Genomic DNA, 18,921 nt, shown 5'->3' with positions numbered 1-18,921 from the left:
GAAGAAGAATCCAGTTTATGAATGCCTTTTGCAAATTTATTACCTCTATTTACCGAATATCAGGCAGATTGCCGGTTTTGTTGTTGGTTCCATGCTCGATTTTAGCACAAATGCCCGAATTTCACCGCAATACTTCGGTACAGGTAATCCATGCCGATACTGAAATGGACTACCCCTGGGCAGGCGGATTTCACAATCCACAGTTTTCATCCATTGATTTGAACGGAGATGAGGTGGAAGACCTTTTTGTTTTCGACAAAATCAACAATCAGATATTGACCTTTATCAACAACGGCACCCCCAACTCAATAGATTATACTTTTGCACCGGAATATGTTGCCGCTTTTCCTGACCTTCACGATTGGGCTTTGTTGCTTGATTATACCCAGGACGGTCTGCCCGATATTTTTACTTATGGACTGGCAGGCATTCGTGTTTTTAAGACTACCCGTTTACCGGACAATAACCTGACTTTTGAACTGACAAGCGAGCAGTTGCGGTTTGACAGTTTTTCCGGTTCTCTCAATATATTATCTAACGGCTCAGAACTTCCTGCATTTATTGATGTCAACAACGATGGTGATATTGATGTGCTGACTTTTGATTTTATCGGGCGATATATTGAGTATTACGAAAACCAGTCGCAGGAACTGACCGGCACCGCAGACGACACCCTTTGGTTTGAAAGGGTAACTGCCTGTTGGGGGAAGTTTTCGGAATCTGCCAATGACAACAGCGTCAATCTGATGGACGATTGCGGCGACTGGTTAGCACCTTTCCCCACTGAAATTGCGAAACAGCAACTGCACAGCGGCTCGACCATTCTGGCATTAGACTTCAACAATGATGGGGTTAAAGAACTGATTTTGGGCGATGTTTCTCACGGAAATCTGGTGAAGCTGACCAACGGCGGCACCCCCGAAGAAGCGGAAATGATTGCCGTTGACAACAGTTTTCCGGTTGACGATATACCGGTAAATCTACCCATTTTCCCTGCATCATTTTACCTCGATGTGGACAATGACGGGAAAAAAGACCTGATTGCTGCCATTAACGAGCGCAACAATGGCATCAGCGAAAACCATGTATGGCTCTATAAAAATACAGGCACCGAGGAATTCCCCGTTTTTACCCGACAAACCGAAAGTTTTTTATTCGATAATATGATTGATGCCGGACTGCGAAGCTATCCGGTTTGGGCAGATGTCAATCAGGACGGGCTGGCCGATATTGTGGTTGGCAACCTTGGCAATTACGATTTAGAAGACGCTACTTACTATGCTTCCCTAACCTTGCTGCTCAACACCGGAACACAAGTGAACCCCCGGTTTGAACTTATCAGCAACGACTTTGGCAATCTTCTTCAATACAATTTCAGAGGGTTGTTTCCTGCTTTGGGGGATTTGGACGGCGATTTCGACTTAGATTTGTTAGTTGCCGATGAGACAGGGATGTTGCACTATTTTGAAAATACCGCTTTGACGGGTGAACTTGCCCAACTCACCTTAACCCATCCCGATTTTTTGGAAGTGCCGGAAGCAGATGCGGTTACCCCCTATTTGTTTGACGTTGACAACGACGGGGCATTAGACCTGATTTGCGGTGAGCGGGCAGGAAAACTCAATTACTTCCGCAATACAACTGCCGAAACAGGTGCATTGTCGTTTACCCTTGTTTCAGATTTCTGGGGTCAGGTTGATGTGCGTCAGTCAGGAACGCCTTTCGGATATAGCGCTCCTTCCATCGCAGTTGCAGACAGCAGCGGGCTGCCCTACTTGTTTGTCAATTCCGAAAGCGGTCATATTCATGTATATTCCGGTCTGACGGAACCCGTTTTTACCCATCTCAGCGACAATTTATCGGCTATCCGGGAAGGGGGAAGAGGAGGCATTGCTCTGACCGACCTGCAAAACAATGCCGGATTTGATATGTTAGTGGGAAATGCACGAGGAGGTTTGGGTTTATTTTCTCAAACAGGCAACCCTGTTGATACTACCACCATATCCGTGCCTCCATCTTTTTCGCCCAAACAAGCGTTTTCCATATTCCCCTCCCCTGCTAAAAACGGAGCTTTTAACCTGCTCTTGCCCAATGCCGGTTTTTCTCAAAATCTAAACATCCGGTTTTTTAACCTTCAGGGCTTGGAAATCAAAGGCGTAGCCTGCCATATCCTGCCAAACCGGCAAAGCATTGAAGTTCAAATGCCGGCCGGTTTACCTTCCGGCCTTTACCTTATCGGGCTTACAACCCCAAATGATAGGGCTACATTGAAAATAATGATTGAATAACAAGCGCTCTTTTCTTCTGTTATTTTGCTTTTTTTTACCACTGATTTTCTCTGATTTTTTTACGCTTGCTTTTTTCTTCCACTGATTTTCGCTGATTTTTCTTGCGCTTGCTGTTATTTCCCGCAGATTTTTGCTGATTTTTCTTGTGCTTGCTTTTTTCTTCCGCAGATTTTCGCTGATTTTTTTTGCGCTTGCTGTTATTTCCCGCAGATTTTCGCTGATTTTTCTTGTGCTTGTTTTTTTCTTCCGCAGATTTTCGCTGATTTTTTTTGCGCTTGCTGTTATTTCCCGCAGATTTTCGCTGATTTTTCTTGCGCTTGCTTTTTTCTGCCGCAGATTTTCTCTGATTTTTCTTGCGCTTGCTGTTATTTCCCGCTGATTTTCGCAGAGCTTTTGGGAATTTGCTTTTTTTTGCCGCTGATAATGAAGAGTTAACCGCAGATTTTCGCTGATTTTTGTTGCGCTTGCTATTATTTCCCGCAGATTTTCGCAGAGCTTTTGGGAATTTGCTTTTTTTTGCCGCTGATAATGAAGAGTTAACCGCAGATTTTCGCAGAGCTTTTTTGCGCTTGCTGTTATTTCCCGCAGATTTTCGCAGAGCTTTTGTGAGTTTGCTTTTTTTTCCCGCAGATAATGAAGAGTTAACCGCAGATTTTCGCTGATTTTTCTTGTGCTTGTTTTTTTCTTCCGCAGATTTTCGCTGATTTTTTTTGTGGTTGCTTCTTGATTTTAGCTAATTTTTTTTCTGCCTCTTTTTTTGTTTTTATTGTTCAAAACATTTACTAAGTCGTCGAAATGACTTGCTAAGTCGTCGAAATTACTTGCTAAGTCGTCGAAATTACTTGCTAAGTCGTCGAAATCATTTGCTATGTCGTCGAAATCATTTGCTATGTCGTCGAAATCATTTGCTATGTCGTCGAAATCATTTGCTATGTCGTCGAAATCATTTGCTATGTCGTCGAAATCATTTACTATGTCGTCGAAATCATTTACTATGTCGTCGAAATCATTTACTATGTCGTCGAAATCATTTACTATGTCGTCGAAATCATTTACTATGTCGTCGAAATCATTTGCTATGTCGTCGAAATCATTTGCTATGTCGTCGAAATCATTTGCTAAGTCGTCGAAAAGACTTGCTAAGTCGTCGAAAAGACTTGCTAAGTCGTCGAAAAGACTTGCTAAGTCGTCGAAAAGACTTGCTAAGTCGTCGAAAAGACTTGCTAAGTCGTCGAAAAGACTTGCTAAGTCGTCGAAAAGACTTGCTAAGTCGTCGAAATCTTTAACTACGTCGTTTTGACAAAAAAATAAGCTATAGGCGGGGGTTATTTTATGCCAAAATGACAGTTTTCAATTTTCAAACCTCATGGTCAGGGGAATACTACAAGGACTTGTCCCGGAAATAGCCTGTTAGAATGAAATTATTTGCAAATTTGTGTTTCATACGGGTACAAAAAGTTTATATGGAATTGAGTATAAGAGAAACGGGTTATAAAATAATGAGATGGGTTTTAAAGCTTATTGCCGGCTTTATGATTCTTTCATTTGTATGGGCTTTGTTATATAAATGGATGAACCCGCCGGTAACAGCAACGATGATATCGCGAAAGATTTCGGTTGGCAGAGCAGGGAAGGACAATACCCTGACGCGAAAATGGGTAAAATACGAAAACATTTCACCCTATATGGTTTTGGCGGTGATAGCTACCGAAGATCAGAATTTTCTGGAACATCATGGTTTTGATTTTGAGGCCATCGGAAAGGCGATGGAACATAATCAGCGACAAGCTAAAATTAAAAGAAAAAAAATCAAAGGGGCAAGCACGATCAGTCAGCAGGTTGCGAAAAATGTTTTTTTGTGGGAGCGGCGCAGTTGGTTGCGCAAAGGGCTGGAAGCCTATTTCACGGTGCTGATAGAGTTGTTATGGAGCAAAAAACGCATCATGGAAGTCTATCTGAATATTGCCGAAACGGGGAACCTTTGCTTTGGAGTTGAAGGGGCGGCGAACAAGTTTTTTGGCAAAAAGGCTTCGGCGCTTACGAAAGAGCAGGCTGCTCTGATTGCTTCGGTATTGCCCGCACCGTCAAGAAACAACCTTGCAAAACCCAACAGGAGCATGTTGGAGCGAAAGGAATGGGCGATGCGGCAAATGAATTATCTGGGAGATATTGAATTAGTAAAACAGTTGGATTAAACGTGTCAGATTATTGGGTTGCAGCTTTTTCGAATTGCAGTTTAAGGAGGTACTGGTAAAGCCCGTTGTTTTTGGCTGCCAACTCTTCGTGCGTTCCTTTTTCGGCAATTTCGCCATTTTCCAACACGTAAATGGTGTTTACTTTTCTAATGGTAGATAAGCGGTGGGCAATGATGATGGTGGTGCGGTTTTCCATGAGGCGGTCTAAGGCTTCCTGCACCAATCTTTCTGATTCGGCATCGAGGGAGCTTGTGGCTTCATCCAAAATCAGCACAGAGGGGTCTTTTAAAATGGCGCGGGCAATGGCGATTCGCTGTCTTTGTCCGCCCGAAAGTTTAACGCCGCGCTCGCCCACCAAGGTTTCCAACCCTTCGGGAAAGCTGCTGATAAATTCCCAGGCATTGGCTTTTTTTGCGGCATTGGCAACTTCTGTTTCTGTTGCATCAGGTTTTCCGTATAAGATGTTTTCGCGGATAGTTCCTCCGAACAAAATGACTTCCTGGGGCACGATGCCGATATGTTGCCTGAGATGGGTCAGGTCGAGGGTGTTGATGTTGATATTTTGAAGATAAATTGCTCCGCTGTCTAAGGGATACAGGCGCATCAGCAATTGAACAATGGTTGATTTTCCGGCACCGCTTGCGCCCACAAAGGCTACTTTTTCGCCCTGATGAATGTATAAGGAGAGGTCTTTGAGGACGGTAATGTCTTTACGGGTCGGATACGCAAAACTAACCTGACGGAATTCGATATCTCCGGTGAGTGTGGGTAAATCAGTTTTCCCCCCGCGCCCGTTTGTTTGTATGGTCAGGTCAACTTCGGGATGTTCGTTTAGAATTTCAACCACTCTTTCAGAAGCGCCGAGGGCTTTTTGCAAATTGCCGTACAAATCGCCCATTCCTCCGATGGCTCCGCCGATAAAAACGGTGTAGAGAATAAACCGGATGAGTTCGCCGATGGTCAGGCTGCCCGAATGTACTAAAGTTGCGCCATACCAAAGCACAATAACGATGCCGCCAAACACTGCCGAAATGAGAAAGGTAACAAATGCGCCGCGGTATTTGGCTGTTTTCATCGCAATAGTGACCACATTTGCGATGGCTTTGTTGTATCTGAGGGTTTCATACTTTTCGTTGGTAAAAGCTTTTACGGCCTGCACAGACTGGAGCGTTTCCTCCACCACGACTCCGGCATTGGCCAGCGCATCCTGCGCTTTTTTGGACATGGTGCGAATAAATTTACCAAAGTAAATTGCGGTAACGATTGCCACCGGAAAAGTGGAGACCATGAGTAGAGTCAGTTTCCAGGAAGTCAGTCCGATGATGGTCAATCCGACAACAAGGGTGGCAAACTGTCTGAGCAGTTCCGCAAGATTGATGGAAATGGCATCCTGCAACTGAGCGACATCGGCACTAAGGCGGCTTGTCAGTTCTCCCACGCGGCGTTGTTCAAAAAAAGCTACCGGAAGGGTGATTAACCGGGCATACAGGTCTTTCCGGATATCGGCCATGGTGTATTCGCTGACGTAGGCAAACATGACGATACGGAGGTAAGAAAAAATACTTTGTACAATTAAAATAGCCAAAAGCACCCAGCCCAACTGTTTGATGTTCCAACTGACCGTTCCCTGAGCGGCATCGGCCAATAAGCTGGCCATGTAGGGAAATGCGAGTGAGGTTATGGTTGAAAGCCCCAGAAAGAACAAACCGGTAAAAAAATAGCCTTTGTAACGCATGACATACCTGAAGATTTCCAAAAACTTTCGGAATTGGATTTTATTCAACGTTCGGCTTTCTTTTTGGCGAATGTTCTCTGTGTTGTTATTTTGTAAAGTTTCAGATTCCATTTGTTTAAATCGGGGCTATATCTGCAAAAATGCTCATGGTAACAAGCAAAACGAAGCAAAGGTTTATGGGAAAAGGTAGCGTCAAGGAGAACATCAGCTTGTCCAGCTATTGTGAATAACCGCCACGAGGAGCCATTCCGATTGATATTTTTCAAAGACTAAGGCAAGACTGCCCCAATCCATTCCTCCGTAGTCGGGATGTTTTCCGGCTTGGTAAAATTCGACAATCAAGGCGTTTGGGTAAATTTCGGTGCGGTTGTTGAGCGAGTTACCGGTGCCAATGATGCGGTTAAAACCGATGCTGTCGGATTGGGAGAGGTAATCTTTGCCGGTAACAAATTTTTTGCGATAGTCATTATAGGTCAGTTCTATCGGGTCGCCCGATCCGTCATAGCTTCCCCAGTGATACATGGTTTTGTCCTGGGCAAGTTGTGCAATTTGCCGGGGGTTAAACTTCAGGTCGGTATCGGGCTGAACATAGGAATAGGGTGAAAAACGCAGTCCTTTATCGGGATGAACAAACCTGACCAAACCTGCCATATTGTTTTGACTGAGCAAGGCTAAGGTTTCGATAGCACGAAGTTCGATGAGTTGTTTAGCCTGTTTTTCGCTTAAAATGCCGCCTTTGGTAATGGTATCGGCCGGGTTGACAGGCTGTGAAGTATTGCCGGTGTTAGTTGCATCATCGTTTTGAGCAGGATTGGAATTACAGCCCGACAAAATCAAAAGTACAATGTTGAACAGAAAACAGGTTATTTTGGAAGCAGAGGGCATAAGATTATGGATTTTTTCAGGTAAAGGCAGGTAAAAATCAAAGCGCGCAGTTTAAATCAAATGCTTCAAAATCTGGTAAAGTTTGGCATAGAGCTTTGGGTTTGAGGCAATTATCTGATTGCCAAAAAGGAAATTGTTATTTCCGCTAAAATCGGTTACTATTCCGCCGGCTTCCTGCACAATCAAACTTCCGGCAGCAACATCCCAGGCATGGAGACTATGTTCAAAAAAAGCATCGAAGCGTCCGCAGGCCGTATAACACAAATCAACGGCAGCAGCACCAAATCGCCGGATACCTTTGGTTTGGAGCATCAGGGTTTTGAGGGCTTGGATGTAGTTGTCCAAGATAGAAAAGTCATAATAGGGAAAGCCGGTACTCATCAGGGCATCTGACAGTTCGGAAGTTTTGCTGACCTGTATCTGCGAATTGTTCAGGAAAGCCCCTCCGCCTTTTACGGCCCAAAAACACTCTTTGCGGTTGGCCTCAAAAACAACGCCCAGGATGGGTTGATTGTCGGAACAAAGGGCAATACTCACGGCATAAGAAGGAAGCCGGTAAAGGAAATTTGTAGTGCCATCCAAAGGGTCAATGACCCATTGCAGGGATTTGGAAGAAGGGGCGACTGTGTTTTCTTCGGTAAGAAAACCGGCTTCGGGAAGCAGCCGGCTAAGGGCATCCACGATCATTTTTTCGGAGGTAGTGTCCACATAGCTCACCAGATTGTTGTGGTGTTTCAGGTGAATATCAGAAGGATTTACCTTACCTGCTTCATTTAGAATAAATGCCCCTGCCGTAGCTGCTATTTGTTGCACCTCGCGGCATAGGTTGACAAGTTCTGCAGTGGTCATTGTTTAAATTTAACAGAGACAGATGAAACCTCTATATCTTGCTGCTGATCTTCTCTAATTGTTCAGAGATTTCAGTTTGTTCGCAAAATGAGGGGTAAAACGCGTTACAAAGGTAAGCAAAATAAAAAGTCCGGCCAGCAGGGAGGCAGTTCGCCCGATGTAATCGCCATATTGTACATAGAACGTGGTTTGGGAATTGGCTTCCAGGCGGCTAACAATAGCTCCTTTAACCTGCCATTCCAACCGCTCTTCAATTAAACCCTTTTGGTTGATAAAACAAGATATGCCTGTATTGGCCGCACGGGCTATGCTGCGGCGGGTTTCTATAGCCCTAAGTCTGGCGTATTCCAAATGTTGCCGGAAGCCTGCAGTATTCCCCCACCAACCATCATTGGTCATAATAAAAATAAGCTGCGCCCCTTTTTGGATATATTCAGTCAGGTATTGTCCAAAAATAGATTCATAGCAAATCACCGGAGCAATGCCCAAAGAGTCGGCACCCCAATAAACAACCCGCTCATCCTGCCAACCAAACCCTCCGGTTCCACCTCCAAGCGATTCGATGACCGGTGACATAAAACTAAAGAAGCTGCGATAAGGAATTTTCTCAACGCCGGGCACTAATTTCGATTTATGATACCATTGCTCATTGAGGGAAGAGTCGAGTTGTACTGACGAATTGAAAATATCATAACTGCCGCTTTTTTGAAGATATGGCTGAGCACTTGGAGTGGCATCAGGTTGGGGGTAATGTTCAAAAGCAGTCATTCCACTGACTAATTTAAGGTCAGGATACTGTTTGAGCCACTCGCGAAGCCGCAGAATTTGAGGTTGTTCGTCAAAATCATTCAGCCAAACAGCATCTGGCAAAGCCGATTCGGGCAGCAACAAATACCTTGTATCAGGAGTAATTGCAGTTTCGGCAAGGCGGAGCATATCGCTTACCTGTTGATTGGCGGTTTCCGCATCGGGAATCAAATAGGGGTCTTCATTAGGTTGAACGATGACAATTTCAATATTTGTCCCTTTGTCGGAATAACCGTTAAAAATCAGCACGGATACCAATAAAGGAGTAAACAACAAGGCGAAAGGAAGCAGGCTTTTTTTCAGCCAAAAAAGACTAATACCTTTGTTTTTATTGGCAGCAATCTCAGGCTGCACATTCTTCACTGTTAAAAAAACGGCGAGATTCACTCCGAGTATCCAAAGTGTTCCGCCTCCTGTTCCTGTATATTCATACCATTGAATAAAATGGGGATATTGAGAAAGAGCATTGCCTAAGTTAAGCCAGGTCCATGCCAATTCCCAGCGTTGGTGCAGATGTTCAAAAGTCAGCCAATAGGCGATAAAGGAAATATACCCAATCCGGGAGCCTAATTTTTGTTTTGTCCAATGAAACAACATAAAAGGCAGGCACATCAACAAAGCATTGGCGAGACAGGCAAACAGCATCCCGATAATTGTAGCCTTGTAAATCCATCCGGTAGTGAGCAGGTTAAACAGCAAAAAAAAGACAAAAGCAGCCCATAAAAGCTGAAGGCGCATTTGTGGATGCCGGCTCTCGCTTACCTGTTGCTCCAAATAAAGCATCGGAACAAAAGCGACGAACAACAAAGGGGTAAAAGGTTGGGGTATCCAAGCCAGCCAACAAAGCAACGCCGCACAAACAGGCAACAACCAAAGTGAAACCGGAGGCATAAAGTACAGGGTTATGCAAATGGGATAAAGAAATCAGATAAGGGGCGTTTGGGCTGCATTTTTCCAGTTAAAAGCTTCTTTTCCGCCAAAAAACTTTTCGGCAAAAACAATTGCCACCATCAGCAGCAAAGTCAAAATAGCTGAACCTTCAAAACCAAACTGCCCGCCCGTTAACCATTCACTGCCACTTACTTCTTGCGAAATAATGCCCGACAAATTCACCCCGCTTACCTCAAATCCGAACACCGGACCCTGAAAAAAATTCCAGGCAAAATGCAATGCGACAGGAAACCAAAGGTTTTGAATATGGATATAATAAACTCCCAATAAAAGTCCGGCTAAAACGATATTGATAAAACTCAATAAACTCACATTCGGATTGAGCAGATGCAGCACCGCAAATACAAAAGAAGACAAAGCCAACGCAATATATTTATTAAACGATTGCATCAGATTGTTGAGCATATAGCCTCTGACAGAAATTTCTTCGTTCAGGGCAACCATAATCAATAAAACAATATAAAGCAGGATGCTCAGGGGCTTGAACCCGATACTGGTGATGTGCAACATACCGGACATCCATAAAACGACAAAGCCGGCAGCAATGAGTAGAAAACCGGCAGCTAATCCAAACAAAGAGTCTTTCATGCGTCCGGTAAAATCAAATCCAAGGGTTAGCATGGGTTGTTTGTCAATATATCGTCTGAATAAGTAGGTAATCAACAAAGTTCCTGCAAGCGAAAATGCCTGAATATAGGTAAAAAAATGCGCTCCCTCCGAAGTATCCATTGCTTCAGTCAGGGCAGTTACACCTTCACCTGTCAAAGCCGAAAGCAAAAGCAACGACAACCCCTGAAAGAGCATCGCAACCAAAACAAAGGAAATAAAATACGCCAAGGCTCGCAACCATCCCTTTTGAATCAGCGGACGGGGCAAATCGGGCAGAATGTTGGAAGCAGCGTTTTCTTCTGCAAGCATAGTTTGTAAGTAGTTAAAGGTGAAAAAAGGAAATTTAGCGGCCTGTTTTTATTAAAAAGGCAAATATAACTGAAATACCCAAATCCGGTTTACCACATCCCTCCTACTTTGTAGCTTTGAAAATTTGACTGCTGTTGAAAAACTGTTCTTCTTTTACCCTATTTAGTTGCTACTCAGGCAGTGTTCTTTGTTCACATAGCCCGTAAAAAGACAGGTTGGCTTTTTATTGTTTACATTTGCAAACTCAAAATTGTACCAATATTCTGTTATCTCAAAAACCTGGTTTTGGACGTAAAAGATGCCTTGTTATTGCCTGTTTCAGTCCTGGTAATATTGACCACCGGTTTTATTGCCCGGCATCTGATTTACCGCAACAATGAACCTTATGCACGTTATTTTATGGGGGGTTTGTTGCTGAAGGTAACCGGTACAATTTTGTTTTGTGCCATTTACCGGTTTTACTACGAAGGAGGTGATACCACGACATACTTTGAACAGTCATCCTTTTTATACCATCAATTTTTTGAAAAACCCGGTTTGATTTGGGAAATCTGGAAGGCAAAAACCGGAACTGTTACCTTGCAGACTGCCGACATCATCGAAAGAATGCCATACTATAGAAATGAATCGACCTATATGGTCATCCGTATTGCTACTTTAATCGGACTGTTGACCGGAAACAGTTTTTGGGTTACCTCCGTTTTTTTTGCAGCTATTTCATTTACCGGTGCCTGGGCCATGTACCGCGTTTTTGTAGATTGGTATCCTTCATTATACCGCCCTTTTGCAATTGCTGTCTTAGCATTGCCTTCGGTGATATTCTGGGGTTCCGGACTGATGAAAGATACCATCGCTTTGGGCAGTTTAGGATGGTTACTCTATGCCTTACATCAGATATTTATCCGCAAAAGCAATTTTGTGATGTCTGCCCTGCTGATAATTGTGAGTATGTATTTAATAGTTACTCTAAAGGCCTATATACTTTTTGGCTTTGCGCCTGCTGTCATAATTTGGGTAATAAGCAAGAACTATGGCTTAGTCAAAGAAGCCAAATTAAGGGGGTTTATCGTGATTATGACATTGGTTTTTATAGGCAATTATATTTACTGGAAAGGCGACAGCCTTCAATCAATATTCAATGTGCTTTTTGCAAAATTTGTAAAAATGTCAATGGGGTTTCAATCCTGGCATGGCTTTTTGACCGAACAACGCGGGCAGTCGGGCTACAGTTTAGGAGAAATGGAGTTTACGCCCTGGGGAATTCTGAAAAAATTTCCTGCCTCAATCAATGTTACCTTGTTTCGCCCCTATTTGTCTGAGGCTAAAAATCCGGTAGCTATGATAACCGCATTAGAAAGCACTATACTGATGCTGTTTACCCTCTTTGTTTTTATAAAAACGGGCTTTCTCCGAACCTTTCGCATTATTTTCAGCAACCCCGAAATTGCGATGTGTTTTGTATTTGTGATGTTGTTCGGGTTTGCGGTCGGATTTAGCAGTTACAATTTCGGTGCTTTGGCGCGATATAAAATTCCTTGTTTACCGTTTTATGTGGCAATGCTCTTTATGATATTATATCAGGGAAAAGAGAAAAGCCTTTCTAAACTCCGTTTGAGTTGAAGTTAGAAAGGCCGGGCAAAAAAAACGGGGGTATTATTTTTTCAAACCAATTTCCCGCAGGCGTTCATCCAAATATTCTCCTGCAGTAATCGGCTCATAGTGAAGGGGATTATCTTCTGTAACGCAGGACGATAGACATGTTAAATCCATTTCAGTGCGTGGGTGGAGGAAAAAAGGTATGGAATATCGGGGAGTATGCCATTTTTCACGGGGAGGGTTCACAACGCGGTGCGTGGTGGATCGAAGGCGGTTGTTGGTCAACCGTTGCAACATATCCCCAACGTTGACGACTATTTCACCCGGTCCTGCGTTGATGGCTCTCCATTCATTTTGTTTGTTTAATAATTCCAACCCTTCGGCAGAAGCACCCACTAACAAAGTGATGAGGTTAATGTCTTCATGTTGTTCAGCCCGGATTGCGTTTTTAGGCTCTTGCGTGATCGGGGGATAATGAATAGCCCGCAAAATGCTGTTGCCGTTGTGGATTTTGCTGTCAAAATAATTTTCAGGCAGGTTGAGGTAAATAGCAATGGCACGAAGCAGATACCCTCCGGCACGTTCGAAAGCACGATAGGCATCGGTAATAGTTGAATTAAAAACCGGAAGTTCCCGCACCGCAACATTGTCGGGATATTGGCTTTTGATCGAGTCGTTGTCTGTAACAGTTTGGCCCCATTGGTAAAACTCTTTTAAATCGGGTGCATCGCTTCCTTTGGCATGTTCGCGCCCAAAACTTGTATAACCCCGCTGACCTGCAAGTCCGGTAATTTCATAAGAACGTTTGATTTCGGAAGGTAAATCAAAAAACGCTTTTACCTGTTGATAAAGTTGGTCAATATCGGCATCAGAAATGCCATGGTTTATCACCGAAACGAATCCGACTTCTTCATAAGCTTTTCCTAATTTTTCGACAAACGCAGCTTTTTGCTGTTCGTTGCCATCAATAAAGTGGGAAAGATCTACTTGCGGAATACTTTGGTTCGACATGGGTAAGTATATTTAGAAGTTATGTTTTACTGTTGAAATAATGATGCAAATATAAAAAACGATGCCTCAAATTTAAGTAAAAATCTCTATTCTGTTTACTCGTTGTTTTTCCCGAAAATGAAAAATTCAGGGTAAACGGTAAAAACACGAGTTATTAAGTCTGTTGTATTATCCTGTTGTCCGTCAATTCAAAATCAAAAATCAGAAATCCACTTTGCCTGAAGCACAAATCAAAGTGGGTGCCTCTGAACCTGCCGGCAACTCAATAGAAACGGCAAAACCATCCGGTTTTTCGACATTTGCAACTCTGTATAAGGTTTCTTTGTCAGGCTGACGGTTAAATACCCCCAAACTTTTGTAAACCCCTTTTGAAAAAGCCCAAAGTTGATACTGTTTATCGCCCGGCTGTTGAGGAAGTTGAGCGGCATCCACATAAACCGCTTTGGTTAGGCTGTTCCAGAAAACAACAGCAGCGGCATTTGAAAATTCGGGCGAGTTACCGGACAGTTGAATCGCTTTGTTTTGAGGATGTTTCAAGGCTTTGACATTGGCGATGGAACGATCTAAATCTCTTTTCAACAGCTCACACTCTTCTTTCACCATCTCTTTATCCGCTTCGAGATTGTTTTTATGGAGTTCAATACTATGCTGTTGCCTGTAAAAATACAAGTTTGCCGTCAAACTCAAAGTAAGCATGATGAGCAGGAGGGGATACAGAATTTTGCGAAAATTCATTGACTAAAAATTACAAAAGGAAAATAGCCGGATTGGACTTGACAATATATTTTCAGGCTCAATAGGTAATGACTTGTTGTTCAAATTCCTGTGGCTCTTCTCTGAATTCGTATTGCTGATTGCGAAGCCGAGGTTCAAATCCTGCCTCTATAATAGCTTGTTTAATGCCTTTAGAGGTAAACCGGTGAGGTGCGCCGGCAGCAGAAACTACATTCTCTTCAATCATAATAGAGCCAAAGTCGTTTGCTCCGGCATGAAGGCAAATTTGCGCAATTTCTTTGCCAATAGTCAGCCACGATGCCTGAATATTGGGAATATTGTTGAGCATAATACGGCTAATGGCAATCATTCGCACATATTCTTCCCCTGTAACTTCGTTGCGGATGTTTTTGATTCGGCGAAGGGTAGTGCCTTCATCCTGATAAGGCCAGGGTATAAATGCGGAAAATCCTTTGGCATTTTTTGGCTTTTCGGTTTGCACTTCCCGCAGCCAGACTAAATGCTGCATCCGCTCCTCGATGGTTTCGACATGACCGAACATCATTGTACAGGAAGTTGTCAAACCTAACTGATGTGCCACACGCATCACATTCAACCATTCCTGTCCGCCACACTTGCCCTGTGCAATCAACCTGCGAACACGGTCAACTAATATTTCTGCACCGGCACCCGGCAAAGAGTCCAACCCTGCATCTATCAATGTGCGGAGTGTTTGTTCGTAAGTAGTGCCACTGACTTCTGAAATATGCACAATTTCAGGAGGTCCGAGCGCATGAAGTTTGATGTTGGGATAATTCGCTTTGAGCTCTTTGAAAAGAGTGGCATAAAAATCAAGGCCTAAATCGGGATGATGCCCTCCTTGTAACAACAACTGATCGCCCCCAAAACGAAGCGTTTCTTCAATTTTGAGTTTATAGGTTTCTAAGTCGGTGATATAGGCCTTGTCTGTATGTTTGCTGCCGGGGGGCACAAAGAAATTGCAAAACTTGCAGTTGGCAACACAAACATTGGTCGTGTTTACGTTCCGGTCTATTTGCCAGGTAACGATGCCTAAAGTATCCTTTTTGTGTATTTTGCGAAGCTCATTCCCCACATACATCAATTGAGCAGTCGGTGCATGGGTAAACAAATAAGCACCTTCCTCAATGCTTAGTGCATCTAAGGCTAAGGCTCTTTCTAACAGGGTGGTGGTTTGCATAGTGATGTTAAACAACTTTAAATAAGTCAGCAATAATATCTTCCCATTCGGTTTTATAGAAGTTACTTATCTCAGCTTTAAGATTATTCACATCAACGTTTTTATAGGTCTTATATGCCAACTTCTTATACCCTGAAACAGTTTTAGATGTTGAGAAAGTAATTTTTCTATCTTTATACTTTTCTTTCAAGTTGTCAAACACTTTTCCAGCAATTCTTTTAGTCCAAACTTGAATTCCTCCCTCCCGTTCTTCTACATAAAGTTTGAACTCAACTTCTGAATTAGCAATTATTTTAGGTATTACACCTAAATTGAAGTATACATTTCTCTTTGACTTGTGTACCGATAGTACAATGTTGCTATTTATTGCTTGTGTCTTAGCAAGATCAGGTGTTCCCCAAGGCTTCCATCCAAATTCTTCAGATACACTATTTAAGATGCTTGCAACTGTTGATTCGTTCATGTTGATTGATTTTAATTTATATGAATTAGTCAGCATTGTTACTTTTTTAGGTAACTTATTTCACTACAATCTAATTGACATCACAATTCTCTTATCTCTTTCACCCTCTCCACCTCCACATTCAAAGCCTGAGCGATTTGCTCATCGGTCAAAATACCTTGAGAAATAAGTGCTTTGATGGCGATAGAAATACCTGCTTCCACACCTTTCAAAATTCCTTTTTCCAAGCCTTTTTCCATCCCTTTTTCCAAGCCTTCTTCCAAGCCTTCTTCATAAGTAATTTGTAAAACCTTGGCTCTGCCGGTGGCTATTTTCAGCTCTGCAAGTTCTTCGGGACTGATATTGTCGTATTGTACCAAGCCGGCTGCGCGTTGTACCGCTTGGTTGTTTGGATTGAGTTTGGGATTTTTAGGATGGTGCATACTCTCGTAAATGAGGTCTAACCAATCGCGGTAATTTTCCGGGGTTTCCGGTCCCTTATAATTCGGATTTAGAAATATCAGCTTATGGCCATACAGGTTTCTTTCTTCTTTTTGAAGGTTACAGGGGTTAAGGTTGGTAATAAGAACTTCATCTCTGATGATTTCTCCCGTTTCTTTGTTTACCTTATATGGTGCAGTAATGACAACAATGGTATAAACTTTCCGCTGAATATTATAATCGGAAGAATTTATTTGTTGTTCGGTAATACCTTGGATATGGTAGTGTAAAAAGCGATTGAAATTGTAGTCGTAATCTACTTTTTGAATTTCGACAATAATCCGCCGCTTCGAGTCTTCAGCAAATATATCGTATTTGAAGGCTATACTACCCGGACGGGGTTCAAAAGATTTTTCAGTTTCGATTTTATCGGGTTCGATTTCAATTCCTACAATATCTCGTACAAAAGCCTTAAATACAATCAGGTCTGTAAATGCTTTCTTAAAAACAACTTCATTATCTAAACCTGCAAGAACCATTTACTATCGTATTTGTGAGATTCTAATTGTTAAATGACATTACTTATAACCCTTTTTTTTTCTCAAAGTTTTACAAAAAAGCACAAATGACATATTTTATGCGATCTGGCTTTAAAAAAATGTTGGAAGCAAATCGCTTGTTTGTCCTTTTTCCCCAATTTAACGACTTATTAATTATTGGGAAGGTTTCGCACTAAAAAGGTATATTCAATTTAGAACTTCATGATTTGTCGTCATTGATAAAAGCGTTAACCCAACAAAAACCAAAACAGATTAAAATCAATATGCTATTCCGTAAACTTTGAAAGATTTAACCCTTACTATTAGCGACTCATTATGAATACCATAAGCAGGTTTTAAAAAATTTTACCAAAAAGACGAATACCTGCAACATGTTTTGTTTATATTTGGCTGTGAATGTAGCGGTAAATAAAGGGGTTCATTTACCCTGCTCGAAAAAACAGTTTTGCCAAATAAGTTTTGTAATTTTTTTAAAAAAAACAACATGAAATACACCGTAGAAATAGAAATCAACAAACCGATAGACAAAGTCATTGAATTGTTCGACAATGTTGACAATATGGGCAAATGGATGGAAGGTTTACAAAGTTTTGAACCACTCAGCGGAACACCGGGGCAAGTTGGCGCTAAGTCGAAACTAAGGTTTAAAATGGGTAAACGGGAAATCGAAATGATTGAAACTATTACAGTGCGCAATTTGCCGGAAGAATTTTCAGGAACTTATGAGGTGGATAATGTTTTCAACATTGTAAAAAATAAGTTTGTGAAAATTTCGGAGGAACGAACAAAATATATTACTGAAAACGAATTTCAATTTAAGGGTATTTTTATGAAAATTATCGCCTTTCTTATGCCCGGAGCATTTAAAAAGCAATCTTTACAATACTTAAATGCCTTCAAGAAATTCGCCGAAAACGCTTAATATGCTTTGTCTTTATGATACTTCACAATGAAGGCGTTTTATCGGTTACCCTTCTATTTATCCCAAAAAAAATCAGACTACAAACGGTAAATTGATTTGGATTTTCCCAATATGCCCGACAAGGTTGCCCCTTAACAATAGCATCCGCAATAGCCCAAAAGTTTTTGTCCAAAAGAGTGATTCCACACTTTAAACTATAACCTGCCTGTATTTACAGGTAATTTTAAATGGCAACATGGTAATGAGAACAGACACAGAAATTAAACATCTGATTCTTGAAATTGCCAACCAAGACATAAGAATAAGAGCAGTTTTACTAAACGGCTCAAAAGCAAACCCCAGTGTTAAATCAGACAGACTACAGGATTATGATTTGGTTTTTTTAGTTGATGAGCTCGAAAGCTTTACCGCTGACCATTCCTGGATTCATATTTTCGGAGAAAAGATTATTGTTCAATTACCTGACAATATGAACTTTGTCTGTGAAAATTGTAAAAAAGAAAGAATTGGGTTCTCTTATTTGATGTTGTTTGAAGATAAAAACCGCATTGACTTAACTTTATTTCCAGTACAAAAATTTAAATCAGATTTTAAACCTGACAGTCTGACCATCATTTGGCTTGACAAAGACCTCCTTTTTCCTGAAACTATCACTCCAAGTGATGCCGACTACCATATAAGGAAACCTGCTTATAGCGAGTTTTTAGAGATTTGCAATGAGTTTTGGTGGGTAAGCACTTACGTTGCTAAAGGGCTTTTGCGAAAAGAGATTTTCTATGCAAAAGAAATGTTGGAAACGATAGTAAGACCTATGTTTATGAGAATGATACATTGGAAAGTTGGGGTAGAAAACAATTTTGGCATCTCAACAGGCACCGCCTCTAAGCATTTAAAAAAGTATCTGACGTATGAACTTTATAACAAAATATTATTAACCTATTCCAACCATGAAATTGAAGAAAACTGGAAAGCATTTTTTTTAATGACCGAACTCTTTATAGAAACCACAGAATTTGTTGCCGGTAATCTTGGTTTTGAGGTTAACAAAGAAGAAGAACAAAACACAAGCGGATATTTAAAAGAGCTGTTTTTAGAGCAGCATAACTATTGATAAGAAAGGCAAAAAAACTGTTTTTCTTGTAAAAAAAATTGATTTTTTATGAAAGAATATTGCCTCTTTTACTGAAGAAAATTGTCTTTAAAAAGATTAAGGAAACAAGATTAGGTTCATTTCTTATTTCAAAAATTTAGAAAAAAGCAATGTGAAAGTTTTTAATTGAAATTTTAAGAAAGGAAATTGCTTTTATTGCCTTAATAAAAGATTTAGAAACTAAGAAAATTTTAATTTAATTGAAGAAGCAAATAAGAAATGAACCATTTCTTACTTC

General features: G+C 41.5%; 15 protein-coding genes. 5 read left to right on the top strand and 10 right to left on the bottom strand.

The genetic code is table 11. The features are described from left to right. Positions 1-17: 17 nt before the first annotated feature. On the top strand, positions 18-2,288 hold the full coding sequence (locus IPM47_07845) for a T9SS type A sorting domain-containing protein (GenBank protein ID QQS30827.1): 2,271 nt from the start codon (positions 18-20) through the stop codon (positions 2,286-2,288). Between the two features lie 1,499 nt (positions 2,289-3,787). Then, entirely contained in the window at positions 3,788-4,483 is a 696-nt protein-coding gene (mtgA, locus tag IPM47_07840; GenBank protein QQS31417.1) for a monofunctional biosynthetic peptidoglycan transglycosylase, read from the top strand. Positions 4,484-4,493: 10 nt separating this feature from the next. Here mtgA and IPM47_07835 read toward each other — a convergent pair whose 3' ends face one another. The 5 genes from IPM47_07835 to IPM47_07815 form a co-directional block, all read right to left on the bottom strand. Then, the gene (locus tag IPM47_07835) at positions 4,494-6,329 is read right to left on the bottom strand and encodes an ATP-binding cassette domain-containing protein (protein QQS30826.1); all 1,836 of its coding nucleotides are present in this window, start codon (positions 6,327-6,329) and stop codon (positions 4,494-4,496) included. A gap of 93 nt (positions 6,330-6,422) precedes the next feature. Then, positions 6,423-7,103: a hypothetical protein gene (locus tag IPM47_07830; protein QQS30825.1), complete on the bottom strand. Its 681-nt coding sequence runs from the start codon at positions 7,101-7,103 to the stop codon at positions 6,423-6,425. A gap of 51 nt (positions 7,104-7,154) precedes the next feature. Then, the gene (locus IPM47_07825) at positions 7,155-7,952 is read right to left on the bottom strand and encodes an inositol monophosphatase (protein QQS30824.1); all 798 of its coding nucleotides are present in this window, start codon (positions 7,950-7,952) and stop codon (positions 7,155-7,157) included. Positions 7,953-8,006: 54 nt separating this feature from the next. Next, the gene (lnt, locus tag IPM47_07820) at positions 8,007-9,650 is read right to left on the bottom strand and encodes an apolipoprotein N-acyltransferase (protein ID QQS30823.1); all 1,644 of its coding nucleotides are present in this window, start codon (positions 9,648-9,650) and stop codon (positions 8,007-8,009) included. Between the two features lie 33 nt (positions 9,651-9,683). Next, positions 9,684-10,628, bottom strand: a complete 945-nt coding sequence (locus IPM47_07815) for a CPBP family intramembrane metalloprotease (GenBank protein ID QQS30822.1) — start codon at positions 10,626-10,628, stop codon at positions 9,684-9,686. 285 nt (positions 10,629-10,913) lie between these two features. On the opposite strand from IPM47_07815, the gene IPM47_07810 reads away from it, so the two are divergent. Beyond that, on the top strand, positions 10,914-12,248 hold the full coding sequence (locus IPM47_07810) for a hypothetical protein (protein ID QQS30821.1): 1,335 nt from the start codon (positions 10,914-10,916) through the stop codon (positions 12,246-12,248). A 33-nt stretch (positions 12,249-12,281) separates the two neighbouring features. Here the strand turns inward: IPM47_07810 and IPM47_07805 are convergent, their stop codons facing one another. From IPM47_07805 to IPM47_07785, 5 genes are all read right to left on the bottom strand, one after another. Continuing rightward, positions 12,282-13,235: an isopenicillin N synthase family oxygenase gene (locus IPM47_07805; protein ID QQS30820.1), complete on the bottom strand. Its 954-nt coding sequence runs from the start codon at positions 13,233-13,235 to the stop codon at positions 12,282-12,284. A gap of 201 nt (positions 13,236-13,436) precedes the next feature. After that, the gene (locus IPM47_07800) at positions 13,437-13,970 is read right to left on the bottom strand and encodes an anti-sigma factor (GenBank protein ID QQS30819.1); all 534 of its coding nucleotides are present in this window, start codon (positions 13,968-13,970) and stop codon (positions 13,437-13,439) included. 58 nt (positions 13,971-14,028) lie between these two features. After that, positions 14,029-15,168 (bottom strand): CofH family radical SAM protein, encoded by a 1,140-nt coding sequence (locus tag IPM47_07795; protein ID QQS30818.1) that lies wholly within the window; start codon positions 15,166-15,168, stop codon positions 14,029-14,031. Positions 15,169-15,175: 7 nt separating this feature from the next. Next, positions 15,176-15,631, bottom strand: coding sequence for a hypothetical protein (locus tag IPM47_07790; GenBank protein ID QQS30817.1), 456 nt, complete (start codon positions 15,629-15,631; stop codon positions 15,176-15,178). Between the two features lie 80 nt (positions 15,632-15,711). Further along, on the bottom strand, positions 15,712-16,590 hold the full coding sequence (locus tag IPM47_07785) for a PD-(D/E)XK nuclease family transposase (protein ID QQS30816.1): 879 nt from the start codon (positions 16,588-16,590) through the stop codon (positions 15,712-15,714). 505 nt (positions 16,591-17,095) lie between these two features. Here IPM47_07785 and IPM47_07780 point away from each other — a divergent pair. Together IPM47_07780 and IPM47_07775 are read left to right on the top strand one after the other, a co-directional pair. Then, positions 17,096-17,533, top strand: a complete 438-nt coding sequence (locus IPM47_07780; GenBank protein QQS30815.1) for an SRPBCC family protein — start codon at positions 17,096-17,098, stop codon at positions 17,531-17,533. 241 nt (positions 17,534-17,774) lie between these two features. Further along, complete coding sequence (locus tag IPM47_07775; GenBank protein QQS30814.1) at positions 17,775-18,644, top strand: aminoglycoside 6-adenylyltransferase; 870 nt, start codon at positions 17,775-17,777, stop codon at positions 18,642-18,644. The last annotated feature ends 277 nt before the right edge of the window (positions 18,645-18,921 follow it).

The sequence above is a fragment of the Sphingobacteriales bacterium genome, from assembly GCA_016700115.1.
Taxonomy (GTDB): Bacteria; Bacteroidota; Bacteroidia; order Chitinophagales; family UBA2359; genus UBA2359.
Note: the sequence above shows the minus strand (reverse complement) of the source record. Positions and strands in the feature narration are given on the sequence as shown.